21 protein-coding genes and 1 other RNA gene are annotated in these 17075 nt (G+C 46.2%); 15 read left to right on the top strand and 7 right to left on the bottom strand.

Annotated features, from left to right (window positions below; genetic code table 11):
- Window positions 1-79 precede the first annotated feature (79 nt).
- Entirely contained in the window at window positions 80-955 is an 876-nt protein-coding gene (locus tag ACXMYH_RS09935; protein ID WP_486554814.1) for a phosphoribosylaminoimidazolesuccinocarboxamide synthase, read from the bottom strand.
- A gap of 773 nt (window positions 956-1728) precedes the next feature.
- On the opposite strand from ACXMYH_RS09935, the gene ACXMYH_RS09930 reads away from it, so the two are divergent.
- Together ACXMYH_RS09930 and ssrA are read left to right on the top strand one after the other, a co-directional pair.
- Window positions 1729-2874 carry an iron-containing alcohol dehydrogenase gene (locus ACXMYH_RS09930; RefSeq protein ID WP_118529667.1) on the top strand — a complete coding sequence of 382 codons (1146 nt, stop codon included), beginning with the start codon at window positions 1729-1731 and terminating at the stop codon, window positions 2872-2874.
- A 341-nt stretch (window positions 2875-3215) separates the two neighbouring features.
- Window positions 3216-3559: a transfer-messenger RNA gene (gene ssrA / locus ACXMYH_RS09925) on the top strand.
- 26 nt (window positions 3560-3585) lie between these two features.
- On the opposite strand, the gene ACXMYH_RS09920 is transcribed toward ssrA, so the two are convergent.
- The 5 genes from ACXMYH_RS09920 to ACXMYH_RS09900 all read right to left on the bottom strand — a co-directional run bounded on the left by ACXMYH_RS09920 (window position 3586) and on the right by ACXMYH_RS09900 (window position 7997).
- Window positions 3586-4821 (bottom strand): tyrosine-type recombinase/integrase, encoded by a 1236-nt coding sequence (locus ACXMYH_RS09920; RefSeq protein WP_486554813.1) that lies wholly within the window; start codon window positions 4819-4821, stop codon window positions 3586-3588.
- A 215-nt stretch (window positions 4822-5036) separates the two neighbouring features.
- The gene (locus tag ACXMYH_RS09915; protein WP_486554812.1) at window positions 5037-5579 is read right to left on the bottom strand and encodes a Uma2 family endonuclease; all 543 of its coding nucleotides are present in this window, start codon (window positions 5577-5579) and stop codon (window positions 5037-5039) included.
- A 33-nt stretch (window positions 5580-5612) separates the two neighbouring features.
- Entirely contained in the window at window positions 5613-7070 is a 1458-nt protein-coding gene (locus tag ACXMYH_RS09910) for an SNIPE associated domain-containing protein (protein ID WP_486554811.1), read from the bottom strand.
- Between the two features lie 29 nt (window positions 7071-7099).
- Window positions 7100-7558 (bottom strand): ImmA/IrrE family metallo-endopeptidase, encoded by a 459-nt coding sequence (locus tag ACXMYH_RS09905; protein WP_486554810.1) that lies wholly within the window; start codon window positions 7556-7558, stop codon window positions 7100-7102.
- Window positions 7559-7568: 10 nt separating this feature from the next.
- Window positions 7569-7997, bottom strand: coding sequence for a hypothetical protein (locus ACXMYH_RS09900; RefSeq protein WP_486554809.1), 429 nt, complete (start codon window positions 7995-7997; stop codon window positions 7569-7571).
- 211 nt (window positions 7998-8208) lie between these two features.
- On the opposite strand from ACXMYH_RS09900, the gene ACXMYH_RS09895 reads away from it, so the two are divergent.
- Together ACXMYH_RS09895 and ACXMYH_RS09890 are read left to right on the top strand one after the other, a co-directional pair.
- The gene (locus ACXMYH_RS09895; protein ID WP_436974741.1) at window positions 8209-8391 is read left to right on the top strand and encodes a helix-turn-helix domain-containing protein; all 183 of its coding nucleotides are present in this window, start codon (window positions 8209-8211) and stop codon (window positions 8389-8391) included.
- Window positions 8392-8407: 16 nt separating this feature from the next.
- Window positions 8408-8728 (top strand): hypothetical protein, encoded by a 321-nt coding sequence (locus tag ACXMYH_RS09890; RefSeq protein WP_486554808.1) that lies wholly within the window; start codon window positions 8408-8410, stop codon window positions 8726-8728.
- A gap of 197 nt (window positions 8729-8925) precedes the next feature.
- Here the strand turns inward: ACXMYH_RS09890 and ACXMYH_RS09885 are convergent, their stop codons facing one another.
- The gene (locus tag ACXMYH_RS09885; RefSeq protein ID WP_118322408.1) at window positions 8926-9480 is read right to left on the bottom strand and encodes a hypothetical protein; all 555 of its coding nucleotides are present in this window, start codon (window positions 9478-9480) and stop codon (window positions 8926-8928) included.
- Window positions 9481-9590: 110 nt separating this feature from the next.
- On the opposite strand from ACXMYH_RS09885, the gene ACXMYH_RS09880 reads away from it, so the two are divergent.
- The 11 genes from ACXMYH_RS09880 (at window position 9591) to ACXMYH_RS09830 (ending at window position 17071) form a co-directional block, all read left to right on the top strand.
- The gene (locus ACXMYH_RS09880; RefSeq protein WP_118515113.1) at window positions 9591-9875 is read left to right on the top strand and encodes a helix-turn-helix domain-containing protein; all 285 of its coding nucleotides are present in this window, start codon (window positions 9591-9593) and stop codon (window positions 9873-9875) included.
- A gap of 15 nt (window positions 9876-9890) precedes the next feature.
- Window positions 9891-10148: a hypothetical protein gene (locus ACXMYH_RS09875; protein WP_486554807.1), complete on the top strand. Its 258-nt coding sequence runs from the start codon at window positions 9891-9893 to the stop codon at window positions 10146-10148.
- Window positions 10149-10237: 89 nt separating this feature from the next.
- Entirely contained in the window at window positions 10238-10660 is a 423-nt protein-coding gene (locus tag ACXMYH_RS09870; protein ID WP_486554806.1) for a DUF3846 domain-containing protein, read from the top strand.
- On the top strand, window positions 10648-11313 hold the full coding sequence (locus ACXMYH_RS09865; RefSeq protein ID WP_486554805.1) for a YqaJ viral recombinase family nuclease: 666 nt from the start codon (window positions 10648-10650) through the stop codon (window positions 11311-11313). The genes ACXMYH_RS09870 and ACXMYH_RS09865 overlap by 13 nt, the downstream gene beginning before the upstream one ends.
- A gap of 11 nt (window positions 11314-11324) precedes the next feature.
- On the top strand, window positions 11325-12221 hold the full coding sequence (locus tag ACXMYH_RS09860) for a DUF1351 domain-containing protein (RefSeq protein WP_486554804.1): 897 nt from the start codon (window positions 11325-11327) through the stop codon (window positions 12219-12221).
- A gap of 17 nt (window positions 12222-12238) precedes the next feature.
- Window positions 12239-12994 (top strand): phage recombination protein Bet, encoded by a 756-nt coding sequence (gene bet / locus ACXMYH_RS09855; RefSeq protein WP_486554803.1) that lies wholly within the window; start codon window positions 12239-12241, stop codon window positions 12992-12994.
- A gap of 29 nt (window positions 12995-13023) precedes the next feature.
- On the top strand, window positions 13024-13425 hold the full coding sequence (locus ACXMYH_RS09850) for a hypothetical protein (protein ID WP_118322416.1): 402 nt from the start codon (window positions 13024-13026) through the stop codon (window positions 13423-13425).
- A gap of 16 nt (window positions 13426-13441) precedes the next feature.
- Complete coding sequence (locus tag ACXMYH_RS09845) at window positions 13442-14191, top strand: hypothetical protein (protein ID WP_118322417.1); 750 nt, start codon at window positions 13442-13444, stop codon at window positions 14189-14191.
- Window positions 14192-14283: 92 nt separating this feature from the next.
- Window positions 14284-14628 (top strand): putative PDDEXK endonuclease, encoded by a 345-nt coding sequence (locus tag ACXMYH_RS09840; RefSeq protein ID WP_118322418.1) that lies wholly within the window; start codon window positions 14284-14286, stop codon window positions 14626-14628.
- A gap of 12 nt (window positions 14629-14640) precedes the next feature.
- The gene (locus tag ACXMYH_RS09835; RefSeq protein ID WP_486554802.1) at window positions 14641-15543 is read left to right on the top strand and encodes a hypothetical protein; all 903 of its coding nucleotides are present in this window, start codon (window positions 14641-14643) and stop codon (window positions 15541-15543) included.
- The gene (locus tag ACXMYH_RS09830; protein WP_486554801.1) at window positions 15464-17071 is read left to right on the top strand and encodes a hypothetical protein; all 1608 of its coding nucleotides are present in this window, start codon (window positions 15464-15466) and stop codon (window positions 17069-17071) included. Before ACXMYH_RS09835 ends, ACXMYH_RS09830 begins: the two co-directional genes overlap by 80 nt.
- The last annotated feature ends 4 nt before the right edge of the window (window positions 17072-17075 follow it).

Genomic DNA, 17075 nt, shown 5'->3' with positions numbered 1-17075 from the left:
ATAGGAATGGATTCCGGACGCTTTTTCCGTAAAAATGAGGAACTAAATGGAAAAACTTAGAGAAGGAGGTTTGTGGGGGTTATGCCTCTAATTTTTTCCCGGTGATCATCTCATATGCTTCCAGATATTTCGCGATGGTCTTATCGACGATCTCCTGCGGAAGTGTCCAGTCGTTGCCCGGATGGGAAGTAAGCCAGTCGCGGGCGAACTGTTTGTCGAAGGACGGCTGACCGTGGCCTGGCTCATAGCCTTTTGCCGGCCAGAAACGGGAACTGTCCGGTGTGAGCATCTCGTCACCGATCACGAGGTTGCCCTCCTCGTCAAGACCGAATTCGAATTTTGTATCGGCAATGATGATTCCCTTTGTGAGGGCGTACTCAGCACATTTTTTATATAAAGCGATGGTGTTGTCACGAAGAAGCTCCGCATACTCGCGGCCCTTTCCCGGGAAGTATTTCTCGAGATGGTCGATGCTCTGCTCGAAGGAGATATTCTCGTCATGGTCACCGATCTCAGCCTTTGTGGACGGAGTATAGATCGGCTCCGGGAGCTTATCGGATTCCTTTAAGCCTTCCGGAAGACGGATTCCGCAGACGGTACCGTTTTCCTTGTAGCTTGCCCAGCCGCTTCCTGTGATATAACCGCGGACGATGCATTCGATCGGGAGCATATGTAACTTGCGGCACATCATGGTTTTGCCCTCAAATTTTTTCTGCTGGAAGAACTCCGGCATATCCTTTGTATCGACGGAGATCATGTGGTTCGGGAGAATATCCTTTGTCAGGTCAAACCAGAATTTGGACATCTGGGTCAGAACAGCACCTTTGGAGGTAACCTCATTGTGAAGGATCACGTCAAAACAGCTGATACGGTCGGTGGCAACCATGATCAGGCTGTCGCCATTGTCATAAATTTCGCGTACTTTTCCTTCTTTGATCGGTTTTAATTCCTGCATGTCTACACCTCTTCATTATATTTTCTTATACAGCGTTTGTCGTATCATGAAAACGCTGAGCGAACTTACAGTAAAGTTACCATTAAATGGCGGTTTCTGTCAATGTTCAATTTGCACAATATTTACATAAGAAAAAATAAATGTTTTGGAAATTGAAGAATAGTTGCAATTTCAAAAGTTTTTGACTGAATACTTAAAAGATTTGCTAATAATTATAAATAAGGCATACTAATATAAAACGAGACATTTATAAGAAACGGAAAGCGCAAAGGAATCGGATTTTTCCGATACTTCGCATTTTGAATCGGCAAAATTCGCGGCCACAACTGTATCATACGGAATTTTCCGTTTAGAAAATTCCTACCCGGGAAAAGTAATGAAAAGTTCCTTGACTTAATATATCGGAGCGGCAGAGAAACACAAGGCGATTCAGGCATTGAGAGATGTACTAATATATAAGAAAACATTTATAAGAATCGACAGCCGTTTTTTGTAAACGGAATTTTCCGGGCTGAAGAACCTGTATCATGCAGTTGTGGATTCTGGTGGTTTATGTAAAAAATTTCAAAAACCCCTTGACCGGTAGTTACAACCGAATCCTATAATCAATGGCAACAACCGATAGAAACAATCGGATCACAGGATCGTAAATCGGGCGTGTTCTGTGCGCCGGGAGATTTGCATCCGGCATCAGGGACAGGAGCGGAAGATCCATGAGAGTATACGGCTGAAAAAAAGTAATAGGATCAGACAATATGAAGGAGGAAACTATCATGAAGGAGTTTGTTTATTCGTATCCAATGAAGGTATATTTTGGAGAAGGCGCGGCAAGAAAGGCGATCGCGGCAGAACTTGGAAGGTTTGGAAAGACTGTGATGCTTGCATACGGCGGAGGTTCGATCAAAAAATCGGGAGTTTACGACGAAATGAGATCTCTGCTCACGGAAGCAGGGAAGGAGATCGTGGATTTTTCCGGGATCATGCCGAATCCTACATATGCGAAGGTACAGGAAGGTGCAGCTCTTGTCAGGGAAAAGAAAGTAGATTTTATCCTGGCTGTCGGCGGCGGAAGTGTCATTGACTGCTGCAAAGTAATCTCTGCGCAGGCAGTTCTTGATGAGGATATCTGGGACATGGAATATGGTAAGGGAAAATTCCCGACGACCGGGATCCCGATGGGAGCTGTTGTCACAGCATCCGGAACAGGTGCGGAGATGAATGCCGGGTCCGTGATCACTTGTGAGGAAAAAATGTGGAAGGGACCGATCTTTGGCACTGCGGCATCATTTGCGGTCCTGGATCCGTCCTACACGATGACGGTACCGAAGATGCAGGTGCTCTCCGGCGCATTTGACACATTGAGCCATGCGATGGAAACATATCTCGGGACTTCCGATCAGGACAATGTTTCCGATGATGTGGCATTAGCAGTCATGAGAAATACGGTTGTCAATATGCGGCGCGTTCTTGTGGATATCAATGATATTCAGGCGCGAGGCAATCTGATGTGGGATTCTGCGATGGCGGAGAATGGAATCCTGAAAGTGGGCCGTGTGACCGATTTCCAGGCTCATCAGATCGAGCATCAGCTTGGAGCTTATACGGACTGCAACCATGGACAGGGTCTTGCGGTGATCCAGCCGGTTTACTATCGTCATATTTTGAAAGACGCAGAAGAAAAATTCACACGTTTTGCGAAAGCAGTGTTTGGCGCTGATACAGCAGAGGGCGGAATAAAAGCATTGGAAGAATTTGTGAAAGAATGCGGTTTTCCGACGAAGATGAGCCAGCTGGGATCAAATGTGGAGATCACACCGGAGGTACTCCGGAAAGTTGCTGATACCTGCAATATCATAAAGACAAATCCGCGTGAACTGGATCGCGAAGAAATCTATCAGATCCTGATGGAGTGCATGTAAATGCCGGAAATGCGTACGGCAACGGCAGCGGATCTTGATGGACAGAAAATTTTCTGAATTGTAAATGCTGAAAGATGCGGCTGAGGACAGATCCTGCGGCTCCATAATAGAAAGAACCGGCAGGATCTGTCTGCAGTGTGCAGGCGGGAAATATCCGTGCATGATGACAACTGCAGGGGACTTTGCAAAGATACACTTGACAATTCGAAGAAATGATGATAGGATTTGGGTTACATAAGGGTGTAGTTTTTGGTCCGGGGTCGCCCAGAAAAAACAATGCCGTGCGACAGAGACTGCAGACAGACTCTGCCACAGCTTAACTCCGAAGAGAGTGCCAGTAAGGGCTTGTACTGGTTTCGACGGGGACTTTGAAGCTGGTGAAGCTATCCGCATGCAATGCGTTAAATGGCAAACCTAAATATAAACGCTAACGACGAATTAGCATACGCAGCCTAATTTAGGCAGCTGTCGGCCTTAGAAGACCTGCATTTTAAGTCACCGGCATCATTTAAAGCAGGAAACGACACGTGCAAAGCTTTGCGCACGTGGGCGTATCATGAAGCTACCAAACGAGTCAGGATGTCTGCTTTCGGGCGCGGGAGGGAATTTTAAATAACAGACTATGATAGTAGAAGAACAGGGGATTGGTTTTCGGACAGGGGTTCGATTCCCCTCAGGTCCACGACAAAAGCCGCGTATTTACGCGGCTTTTTAGTTTTTGTGTTGCATTTCGTGTTGCATATTTAGCAGGGCTTTGTACCAGCCGTTCGGATCAGCTTCACGAAGTGCATTTATAATCTCAATGGCGGACTTCTCTTTTTCTGAAGCACTTCCGTCCAGAAGCGAGTCAAAATAATTGTCTATGGTCTCATCGACCTTTTCACGTTCCTCTGAAAATGTATGTGTGTATACGTTTTTCATAACCCGATCAGAAGACCATCCGCCGCGTTCCTGCGCATATTTATCCGGGATCCGGAGCATTGCCATTACAGATGCATTAAGGTGCCGCAGATCGTGGAATGTCATGTGAGGTAGGTCATGCTGCTCTAAAATAGATACCCAACGCATGTAAATTGCATGTCCGCTCAGGGTGATCAAAGGATCATCTGGTTTCTTCCCAGAGATATTCTTGTCGATCAATGCCTGAATATAATTCGGGATGTGATGCTTACGCAGACGGGCTTCCGCTTTACCGCTTTCCTTTACCGTTGGAGTCTGTCCGATGTCAACGATAACACGGTCCAGGGTAATGTACCCGTTAGAGATATCTCGAACACGGATTCCACGGATCTCAGACATAGAGTAGCTGAGCCAGCAGGCCAGGAGACATGGCAGCTCGATTTCCGTATCTTTAATGATTTCCAGCACAGTTTTTGCAGGAATAAGGTTTTTAACTTTTTTAGGTATCTTAGGTAGCCTTACATCATAGTTATCGTTCGGATAAAAATAGTTTATAACACTTCGTATGTAGCTGTAAGTGTTTCGAACAGTCTTGGGCGAAATAGGTGCTTTCGTTTTTGTTGAACGTTTTGAGGGGCGCTTCGTATCGTCGTCAACAGCTTTCTGTAAGTCCTCTGTGGTGATGTCTTTAAGCTTCTTTTCCATCAGGAAAGCATAGGAGTCATATTGTTCTTTTGAATATCCCTGGATGGTGGTACCTGAAAGCGATGGACCAATGGCTTCTACGTACTTCTTCATTGCATCTTTCAGCAAAATGTTTCCGTTTTTTTGACGTTTCCGGCTGACATTGGTGTCACGATCCTGTTGAAATTCGGCGGCCTGACGCTCAGCATCCGCTTTCCCGCGTCTTGATGGGTCATCGCTGGTAAATGATTCATAAATTCGTTTATCCTTCCATGTGCCTGATTTTGCGTCGAATGTACGCTCAGTGTGACTGTACACCAGACACCTCCAGGATCCGGAGGGTAGCTTTTTCGCAGTAGCCATGTATATCAATTCTCCTTTCCATGTTGCGACGTCGCAACGGCCCGATTTTGAGTATAAAAAGAACACCCCTTGCCAGGGTGCTCGGAAAATGATATAATTCAGGTGTTCTAAGTCTGATTTATATCTTCCGGAGCATCCGGCAAGAGAAAATCTATGTAAAGCCGTTCGGTGTTACCAGCACCGGGCGGTTTTACATTTTATGGAAGTTTAAAGAGTTATAGTAGATCGCTGATCCGGATCGTCAAGCCATCGTAAATTCCAACAGGAATCTCCTGGCTGAACGTGTAAATTGCTGGAGCTGCATCGTCTTCATAATGGTACACGGTGGTTCTTTCCTTGGCAGGATCCACGATCCAGTATTCCCGGACGCCGGCCTGGGAATAGATCGTGTTCTTCAGGCCATAGTCCATTTTGCGGCTGGCCGGCGAGACAATCTCAAAAATGAGGTCCGGAGCTCCGGAGCATCCGCGGTCGGTCAGCTTATTCGGATCGCAGATCACGGAAACGTCGGGTTCCACCCAGTCCTTATCATCGGCGTCGAGGTTGACGGCGAAGGGAGCAGGATAGACCTCACAGGATCCGTGGTGATCAGTAATGTACTGATTAAAGAGAGCTGTCAGTTTGCTCACGAGTTTCTGGTGGATCCGGCTCGGCGGAGCCATATTGTAGAATTTTCCGTCGATCAGCTCGGCGCGTTCTTCTTCTGGTAAGTTCCAGTAGTCTTCGGATGTATAGTGGTCAGTCTTTAATAATGGCATAGGAACACTCCTTTCTATATTTCAGAATGCGTTTTATGCAGATAGCTTCTTCTCTGCACGTAGTTTCTGACTTACTCGATATTGCTCGGCATTTGGCACATCGACAAATTCAACCGTCTTGTCGAAATTCTGCCGAATTACTTCTTTAATTTCATCTAAAGTAACGTTGAAAAACTCGCGGCGTTGATTTACCATATTAAGCTTACGATCTTCAAAAGCACGATGTAAGGCCGCTTCTAAAGCCGGAGCATCATCAGAAAAGATCATGGCATGAACATCAAAGTTAAATGGTACTGAAGCATCTCCAAGCTCGTCAATACGATCTTGAGGATCCAGACGACGCGTCATTCCAATCTTATATATATTTTCTCCAAAGGCTCCGATATTAGAAATAACATACACATATCCAGCGCGCATATTTGCTTGTCGGTAATCAATGTCAGAAAGCGCTTTGTCAATATCGGATAGATGATTTTCTAACTGTTCCTTTTTCTTTAATAAATCGGCATTATCAGGATTCTGTTCAATTTGTAACTGTAATTTTTCAAATGCAGTTTGATAATGACTTTGCTCTTTTTCAAACTTTTTCCGCTGTTCATCAATTTCTTTTTGAAGTCGAGCTTGTTCACGTTGCTCAGCACGAGCAGCCTTTTGCTCCTCCTTTTCTACCTGCTTCTTTTGACGATATTCGAACGCTAAGCGAAGCTCTTTTACCTTGGCATTTAAATAGCTTTGAGAGATAGAAATCTTCATTATAGATCCCAATTTAGATATAGTTTCTGCTGATTTGTAGATTCGATCTAACGTAGCGTCAAAATTAGTATATTTTACGCGATCAATTAGATCATCGCATTCATTATTGAATGCGCATAATAACAGTTTTTGCGTGTCAGAAACCATTTTTCTACCTTTAACTTTGCTATCATTAACGGTCCAGTCAGTACTTCCGAGAACGGCTTTTTTGTCTCTGATGAGGTCTTTCTGAGTCTGCCGTATTTTGGCTAACTCTTCCTTATAATCAAGAGCTGAGGCAAAATCATATTGAGGAGTATATAATCCAAATTCTTGAACGAGAACCTCCTCATCTACACAAATAAGTTCTTTTTTCTTTTCGGAAATTTGTTTTTCGATATTTTCCAGGTCATATTGTTTCTGTTCAATGGCTCTTTGTATTTCGGATTTTATGTCCGTGAGATTTTTGTTAGCAGAAGCTTCTTCTTCATGAAGAGAATTTACCAAAAGCTGGAGTTTATGAGCATCCTGCATTTCTGGTGTTAATAAAGACTGAACATCTGCATATTTTTGAGATAAGTCTTGAGAATAAGCAGCCAGCTTTTTCTCATTTCTACTCTTTAGAATGGCAAGTATAATTCCTATTAATAAAGGAATTCCGTATAAAAACCATGCTGCGCAAAGTATACATATAAGCGGTGTACTGAAATACCATGGAGTCTTAAAATTACAAGTTGATGTTTCTGATAAATTATCCATACCCATTCCCTCTTTCTTTTGTGCTAATACTAAGACATTATGGACCGTTTTAATCTCAGCTCAAGTAATTCTTTCGGATATCCAGTGCAGATACAGAATTGATCGCTTGTGCAGCTGGAATAATCTTGCAGCATGTCATCTGAAATCAAGAGTTCCGCAGCAAATTGATTTGCCTCGCGTTCGATCCCAGATGTAAGTAGAAGAGTGTATTTTTTGAGAAATGCACAGTTCTCTTTACGATGTAGTAGAGCATGCCCTAATTCGTGCGCGGCAACAACCCGGAACAGGGGAGAGTCGGTGGGAATATCTTCGTTTATACAGATCCATCGTTTACGTTGGACTAATGTATAATAACCAGCAACATTACCAAGAGGCATGATCGCAATTCCTATTCCGGCAAATTTTGCAATGGCAACGGGATCTCTGGTTCCAAGGATCCGTTCATAATACCGAATTAAACGGTAAATTTTATGATCGATTGTTTCCAAATCGCACCACCTACTTTTTATCTTTGTTCTTATTCGGGTTATATTTAACCTTATTTTCCTTCTTGGTTTCTCTTATGACGTACTCAAAAGCATTCCGAATAAGATTTCGGGATGTCTCATCTATCTCTTCTCCATCATAATACAAGGGACCACTTTCATTATTTTGGAACTGATCCATAATTCGATTAAGTGTTTTTGTAATATCTCTTTCATCACGGGAGGTGAATTCTGCTAATTGAGACGCTGATTCCCCACCGGATAATAGGTACTGTAGATTTATTTGTAAATAATTGGCTATTTCTACGGCACGATCAGAAGGGATAGTTCCTTTGCGTAACTGATTGATGTAGCCATTTCCGTAACCCAATTCTCTTTCTAATCTTGAAATAGGAATTTTTCGTTCTTTACATATTTTCTTTATGAGTTCGACACTGTTCATTATACACCTCTAAAAATTATAGAAAACTCTAAAAAACAACTTGACATATTAGAGAATACTCTATATAATGAACTCAGATTTAGAGAAACATCTAAATCACAAATGAGTTTTAGAGATAATCTCTTATAATTGCTAGACACCTTTATATTAGATTATTCTCTAAAACTTGTCAATATATTTTATAAAAAAATCTAAAAAGAGAGGTGGAAAAATGCCATTCAGAAAAGTGATGCAGTTCTGTGAAAAAGAAGGAATCCCGTTGTACACCTTTGAAAAAGAATGTGGTCTTGGAAACGGAACCATTCGTGGATGGGAGAAGGGAAGTCCTAGATTAGATTCATTAGAGAAAGTTGCGAAGAGGATGGGAATGCAGGTTAAGGATCTGCTGGAATAGGAAGGGGGTGAGAGCGATGGACCTGAAAAGTGTGTCTATTGATTCCTCAGAACGGATATTCCTGGACGGGGAAGAGCTTCAGAATGTGACAGCGTACAAACTGGAACACTCCGCCGATTCCGAGGGACCAGCGGAGCTGACAGTAACGATGTATGTTAATGTAGGCCAAGTTTGTTCTGAATCGTCGAAGTGGAATCTGTCGGCAGATAAAATTGTTGAGGCAGTGTGCAAACGCTTGAAAGAAGAATTGCAGGTAGCCGATCAGTCAATGTCCCAGGATGACGTCAAAACATACCGGGGTATCGCTGATCAGAAGAAGCCTGACAGAAAGGGGTGAGAATACTGAGAGACATTGTAGCGCAGCTCACGACAGGTGACATTATAGGACTTTCGATGATTATGATTGGCATCTGCTTGTGTGTTGCGAGTGTGATTTGGGCAGTAAAAAGAAGAGGACAATCTCTCATAGGTCCAATGATCTTGAGCTGGGTTGCTGTATTTTTTGCGCAGATCGGTGCGGCAATTACACGTTTTTCATAATTTCAGTTTAACTAGGTCACGAAGACTCTTGGAAATATTATGAAGATCCTGTTCTGCGGAGTTCGCGGAAGGATAAGAATCTGCAAAAGGAGTCGACTTGATCGGATTAAAAGAAAATGTTCCTTCGTACTTATGGGTGCTTGAATGATATTTTATTTTGAATTCATATAAATCGTCAGCAACCGCGTAAGAAGCGAGTGGGCAACGAAGGCTATAACCCGGGCCAAAAGATGAACCGACTAACTTTGCGAAATCATCGCCGTTAGGATCCGTGAAATATTCCTCTTTACTGAATTCGTGGTTGCATTTCAAGTCATCGATAATAGCCTCGGAATTTCCAAAATTTCGGATGATGATATAAAGAATGCTGCCAAGAAACACAGGATAAATTTGAATGTTGGGGCGAGTCGAGTCTTCTATCATTTTTGAGTTCTGGCGAAGTGCCATTATTGAAATGATGATGGCCACAGAGCTAAGGATTAAGGAAGCGATGATTCCAAAAAGATCAATGCAGTCAGATACGGTTAGTGTAAGACCGAAAAGTACCATAAAAAATCTCCAATTATATGTACTCGGCTCTGGCGGGAGCCTGTATGGAAAGTATAACGCAATGGAGATGTGAGAGCAAGCATACAAAGATGCGGAAGGGGTGAAAGAGTATGCCGAAGTTAAAACCAAATATACAGGAAGAACGGAACAGGATCGTTCGTGCATGTATTGCGGGGAATAAGGAGCGGCTGGCGATCGATGATGCCGCTCTGGCTATTAAGGTCGGGGTAACGAAGAAAACGATTCAGAATAAGTATCACCGGCCAGAGACGTATTCCCTGGATGAGATACAGAAAATCGCAACTGTATTAAAATTCACTCCGATCCAGGCAGCATCTGTGCTCCTGGGCCGGGAACTTACGTCAAAAGAAATCAAGGAATTTATCCTGCTGTGAGAGGAGGTGAAACAGATGCATGAGATCAATAAAAGGACGACAGGCACTCTGTCAGCGATGCAACCGGATCTGGAATATATCCCGGTTTGCAGTGATCCACGGGGAGTATGTGTGTCCGAATTGCACAAAGAGGGAGCAATCCTCAAGGAGATCCACATCCGGATCGAACGGCAGAACACACTGTACAACGCGATGGAAAAAATGATGTGTGTGTTTGGCAGCGTGTCCTGCCTGGGAATGGTGTATGTCCTGGCCAGACTGGTTATTGGATAAAAAAGATCCCCATGGCGAGCGGCAACTCGTAGGGGATCAAGTAAAAAATATTTACAAGTCTATTTTAGGAGAAAGAAGGAAGAAAATCAATGGGAAAATTGATCAGGGTTTCAACGGACCTGCAGGTAACAATCCACGATTATCCGGAAGGATCATATCAGGCACAGAATAAAGTGCTTCGCAAGCTGATCGGTGATGACTGTGAGCTTCATGAGGTGGTGAAACCCAGAAGGCTCTATTCCAAAATAAAGACTGCCAGCAAAGAACTGAAGAAGGATTCCTGTATCGTTATGCTGGTCGATGAGGAAGGCCTTTTAAAATCCCTAGAGCCGAACATCCTTGCAAGCTGGCTTTATGAAACAGATCAGCATGGCTTCCCGATTGCTGGAAATGTGCTTTTTGTAGGGACAGGCTATACCGATATGGGATTTGATATTTGTGGAATTTCTGATGAGATAGCGGAAGCTTTGCAGCAGGAGCTTAAAGAGAAATCTGCAGAATGGAGAGGATAATGCCTGCGGAAAAGTACATACTCCCGGACCGAGATGCCTGGCTCGATGCGAGGAAGAACCACATCGGCGGATCGGATGCAGCGGCCTGTGTGGGGAGAAATCCTTACAAGGACAATGTGCAGCTATGGGAGGAGAAGATTGGTCTGGTACTTCCGGAAGATATTTCAGATAGGGATTATGTCCGGTATGGAACAGAAGCGGAGAAGTCTCTCCGCGCTCTGTTCGCCCTGGATCATCCGGAATACCAGGTGTTCTATGATGAGAACAACATGTTCCTGAACCCGAAATATCCGTGGATGCACGCCTCTCTCGATGGCGAGCTGATTGACCAGAGAGGGCGGCATGGGATCCTGGAGATCAAGACGACAAACATTCTGCAGAGTGCGCAGAAGAAAAAATGGGACAACCGGATCCCGGATAATTATTACTGCCAGGTTCTTCATTATCTGGCAGTCACGGAATACGATTTTGTGGTTCTGAAAGCCCAGCTGAAAAGTGAATGGGATGGAAAGCTGCGGATCGAGGTCCGTCACTATTTTATTGAACGCGAAGAGGTTGAGGAGGACATCCGGGAGCTGGTAGACGCAGAAAAGAAACTTTGGGACTGCGTGGAGAGCGGAAGGCGCCCGGATCTGATCCTTCCGGTCATATAGGAGGATGCAAAGTGGAGTTAAAGATTTACAGTCCGGCAGAGGACGGATTCATTAAGAAGATCGAATGGAACTATGAAGAGCTGAAGAAAGAGATCGAGGCACGGTCCGCGGAGTATGCGGCTTCAGTCTACACGGATGATTCGATCAAGAATGCAAAGGCGGACCGCGCACAGCTGAATAAATTCAAGGATGCTTTAAACGGAAAGCGCCTGGAGGTCCGGAGACAGATGCTGGAACCGTATGAGGAGTTCGGCGCACAGATCAAATCCTTGACGGACATTGTCCAGGGTGCGATCGACAACATCGACGGCCAGGTGAAGGATTATGAGAACCGGCAGAGGAAGATGAAGGAGGCAAAGATCCGGGAGTTCTATGATGAGAACATCTTCGATATGGAGAAGTATCTTCCGTTTGAGCGTGTGATCAAGCCGGCTTATCTGAATACTTCAACATCGATGAAGTCCATCAAGGAGGAGATCCTTGCAACGATCCAGAAGGTTTCGGAAGGGATCGCAGTCCTCAATGAGGTGGACAGTCCGTATGTGGCAGATATGAAAGCTGTCTTCTTAAAAACGTACGACATCGGAGCGGCCCTGGCAGAAAAGAACCGCCTGGAAGCCGCAGAACGCAAGAGACAGGAATATGAAGCAGAACGCGCAAGACAGAAGGCTGCGCGTGAGGCAAAGGAGAAAGCAGAGGCGGAAGCACTGGTGCAGGCAGGAAAGAAAGAGGCAGAAGTAACGGCAGCAGTTCCGGAGCCGGCAGCAGGAGAGACTTCCGGGATGAAAAAGAAAAGCGAACCGGTTGGTGTCCTCGACTTCCGCGTCTATGTGACGGAGTCCCAGATGCAAAAATTACAGAAGTTTTTAAAAGATTCCGGAATTCGTTATGAAGAAATTCCGATGTAAGAAGGAGGAAGAAAACAATGGCAGTAGGAAACAGCTTAACAGCAAAGAAACAGAATTCAGACCGAGTGGAGTTTGAAGTAGCAGGAGAAAAGATCACACTGACCCCGCAGATCGTCCGTGATTACCTGGTCAGCGGTGATAAGGAGCGTGTCTCCATGCAGGAGGTTGTGATGTTCATCAACCTCTGCAAGTATGCCGGACTGAATCCGTGGTTAAAAGAAGCGTACTGCATCAAGTACGGGAGCGAGCCGGCGACAATGGTGGTTGGTAAGGAAGCATTCATGAAGCGTGCGGAGAAAACGCCAGGCTTTGACGGTTTCGAGGCGGGTGTGATCGTCCTTTCCGGGGATGAACTGATCTACCGGAAGGGAACCCTGAAACTGCCGGATGAGGAGCTTGTGGGAGGTTATGCGGAGGTATTCCGGAGGGACCGCACCCATTCCTATCGCGTGGAGGTCTCCTTTGATGAGTATGCGGCCAGAAAGAAAGATGGCAGCTTAAACAGCCAGTGGTCAAAGAAGCCGGCGACGATGATCCGCAAGGTTGCTCTGGTCCAGGCATTAAGAGAAGCGTTCCCGGAGAACTTCTCCGGTCTCTACAGTGAGGAAGAGGCAGGAACAGAGGAGACGAGCTTCCTGACACCGCCGGACATGCCTGTAACCGATCAGGGGCCGGCAGCGATCCCGGAACAGGAACAGCCTACAACACCGCCGGTACAGCCGATGACAGAAAATGCCCAGATGGATATGGCGGCTGCGTTTTTCAATAAATGATCAGCCTGCTTAGGGAGGAGGTGAGGAAGATGGCAAAGATCACGTTTGAATCGATCGCCGGCGGAGAGCTGGCAGAACGTTTCCGGGTTGCACTGGCTCAGATCGGCAGAAATATCATGGACCCGAACTCTGATCCGGATGCATCCAGAGGAATGACGATCAACCTGAAGTTCAAACCGAATGAGTCCGGAGGGATCAACGTTGAGTTCGATATCAAGACAAAACTTGCAGGATTCAGAAAGGGCAAATCCCTGTTCCTGATCGGCCAGGATGCGAAGACCGGCCGGATCGAGATGTCCGAGTATGGCAATAACCGTCCGCAGGTGGCAGCGTACACTGCAGTGGAGCGGACGGAAGAGAAACCATTTGATCCGGAGACCGGGGAGATCTTGGACGAGGAGAGAAAAGGACCGATTGACTTAAGAGCGTAAATGAGAGGAGAAAACCATGTTAGAAGGATTAAAAGAAGCGATGCAGTACCTGATCGGAGTCGGCAATGAGGCGGAAAAGGTCCAGGTCCTGGAAATCTGCGGCGAGACCTATGCAAATAAGCGTCTGGAGCGTTACGGAGCACCGAAGAGAGCGGCAGCAATTGAGGCGTCATCCCTGTCAGCACTGGTCGATTACATTAAATCACTTTCGAATGAATTCTCGACAAGTCGGATGATCATCCAGATCGAGGATCCGGAAGAGGTAAATCTTATTTCTGAATTGAACATCGAGAGAAAAAGAGAATGCCTGTTCTCCTGCAAGGCAGAGATCTCGAAATTCCGTTTTGATAACTGGTATGATCAGGAGCGTTTCATGATCGAGATCCAGTCCAATTTTGTTCCGAGTTCGGACCGTGACGTTCTGATCAAGTTCGCGGGAAATGTGGAGCAGAAGAACAGTGCAACATTCTCGGACGATGGAAAGACTCAGGTCGCTACGATGAACGTTGGAGTTGCGTCAAAGTCGGATGTGATCGTACCGAATCCGGTTCTCCTGGCACCGTACCGCACCTTCCAGGAAATCGAACAGCCTTTCTCGAACTTTGTGTTCCGGATGGCGGACAAACAGACTCCGGCCTTCTCCCTGATCGAAGCGGAGGGCGGCGTCTGGAAGAACGAAGCAGTGAGCCGCATTAAGGAATATTTCAAGAAAGCGCTTGCGGATATGCCGGAGGAGATCCAGAACCGGATCGTGATCATCGGATAAAAAATGTAGACAGGCGGCCATCCCTCTTTCTGATATATGTCACAGGAATCCCGGTGCTCCGGCCGCCGGCATCGGGAAATGAAGGAGCAAGGATGAACAGCAGACAGAAAGGCGCCCGCGGAGAGCGGGAGCTTGCGAAGATCTTCCGGGAACATGGATATGACGCAAGACGCGGACAGCAGTATTGCGGAGCGTCCGGAGATGCCGACGTGATCGGTCTTCCAGGGATCCATGTGGAATGTAAGCGAGTTGAGAAGTTAAATCTTCTGGACGCAGTCGGGCAGTCTGTGAGAGATGCAAGGGATGATGAGCTCCCGGCGGTCTTTCACCGGCGTGACCGGTCGGAATGGCTTGTGACCATGCGTATGGAAGACTGGTTTACCCTCTTTCGGGAGTGGGAAGCCGGACAGGATTTAAAAGAGAAAGCAGAAAGGTAGGTGACTGCCTTTATGAATTATATCGCCCAGATCAATGCGTTCTGGGATTCGGCCACAACAAATCCGTTGTCTACAGGGCAGGTGTCGTTATACTTTGCGTTATTGCATGTATGCAACAGGAGCAACTGGACAGAGTGGTTTGCAGCGCCGAATCAGGTGCTCTCGGTACTGACGGGATTATCGAGGTCAGGAATACTGAAAGCGAGAAACGAATTGAAGCAGAGAGGGCTCATTGACTTTCAGGAAAAAGCAACAAAAGCGACCAGATATAAGATCACTATAGCAAATAGTACGCAAGTTAGTACGCAAATTGGTGTGCAAAACAGTACGCAAGATGGTGTGCAAGTTGGTATGCAAATTAGTGACACATTATATAAACATAAACAGAAACAAAACATAAAGAATACTGCTACCGCAGTACAAGAAATGCCAGAGCTTTTTGAAGAACAGATTGCCGCGATTCGAGAATTTTATGATTCCGTTTGTGGGTCGTATCCCCGCCCGGTAAAGCTGTCTGAAGCGAGAAAAGAGGAGATCCGTGCCAGACTGAGGGACGGTTATACCGTCGAGGACTTCCGGAAACTCTTTGAACTGGCAGAAGCAAGCGATTTCCTGAAGGGGAACAATAACCGGAGCTGGTCAGCAACGTTTGACTGGCTGATCGCTGATGCCAATATGGCGAAGGTACTGGCGGGCAATTATGCAAACCGGACCGTCAGCGCAAATAAAGCGCAGAAGAAGTCTGCTGGCCGTTTCGCAAACTTTACAGAGCGGCAGTATGACTATGACTCGATGATTTTCCAGGAACGCGTGGAAAAGGCAAAGGAGCAGGAAGATGGACGAACAGGAGAAAACAGGGGTGGCGGAAGAGACCAGGATTCCGGAGAAAAAATATTACCTGGATGTGAACCTTGAGGAGGCGGAGACCAACATTCACGCCTGCCTGAGGGATGCGGCCAGAAACGTGATCGCAGTTGGGTTCTACCTCAAGAGGATCCGGGACAAGGAGCTGTACCTGGATGCCGGATATAAAAATATCTGGGACTATGCTGCGGCCACGTTCGGATTCAGTAAATCAACGGCCAGCCGGTACATGGCGAGAAACGACCGGTTCTCCGTGGATGGAAACAGCCCGAAGCTGGCTGAGCAGTACCGAGATTACAGCAAAGCGCAGTTGCAGGAGATGCTAAACCTTGATGCGGATCAGCTTGAGGATGTGACGCCGGGCATGACGGTGCGCGAGATCCGGGAATTGAAGAGACCGAAGGAGCTGCCGTATTACGACATTCCGGGGCAGCTCAATATCTCGGATTTCCCGGGGATGGATGATGCTGGGGATGATCCGGATGCGGCGGTGGACGTGGAGGAAACGGAGGAGCTGATCCCGGAGAGGGGAAGTTTTTCGGTGACTGCGGAGGATCTGATCGAGGACGAGACAGAATGTGTTGCGATGTCGCAACAGAAAGAAACTACGGCGCTGCCAAATGGTGGTGAAAACGCTGCCGAAAAGCAGCGGTATCCGATGGATGATTATGGATTCCGAGAGAAACGATGTAATGAGCTGGCGAGAAAATTGATCAGCGACTGGAAATCATGGTTCGGACAGGATTACCAGAATCGAGTGTTGAATGTTGTTGAATCCGAAAAGCAGATAAAAGAAAAAATTAAAGGCTACTCCAATCGTACATGGTGGCTCAAGAGTGATGACGGGGAAATGATGCATGTGAATCTGTTTGATAAATATATCCAGTTCTGGGGGAAAGACTTTCTCGGAGATTGTGAGTGGTTCTATTTATGCGCAGCGATACAGAGCATGTGGAATGTGATTGCCTTGGAAGATACACAGAAGACCGTCAAAGATTTAAACTCGGTTGCTTGTGAACTGGACAGTACTCCGCCAGATCCAGAACGTACGGCTGAACCAGCAGATTATAATCGCGATCAGTTGGAAAGCATGATCCTGGATGCAAAGGCCCGGTTGGAATGTATGGGAGAAGGCTGGAAGATGGGGCAGGCGGAATTTCTCTGTACGAAATATATGATGATGATACAGGCGTATGAACTTCTACTGAAGAGCCATGAGGCAGCAGAACCGGAGCCGGAAGAGGAAAAAGCAGAACAGCCGGAGCTGCCCCGTCTAAAAAACAATGATCAGCGAGCCGCTTTCGTGGATGATTATGAGTCCTGGCCGCTTTGGATTGATAACCAGGAAACCGGAGAGAAGTATTACCGGTATGATCTTCCGGATGGAACGAGTTTTGTGGTTAAAGTGTATCATGCAATGATATTTCTCGGATGGGAGGTCGAAAGTGGATCACGGTACGAAGAGGGTTATGGACTTAGTGAGCAGTATATCCTTAAACCTGGGAAGTTCTTCCGGGATTGCCGTACAAACCGGTCTGCCATGATCGAGAAACTGAAAGAGCTGCAGAAAAGCGAGTAAGGTG

The organism is Pilosibacter sp. NGB245 (assembly GCF_057397225.1).
The sequence above is the reverse complement of the archived record's forward strand: the minus strand, read 5'-3'. Positions and strand labels throughout refer to the sequence as shown.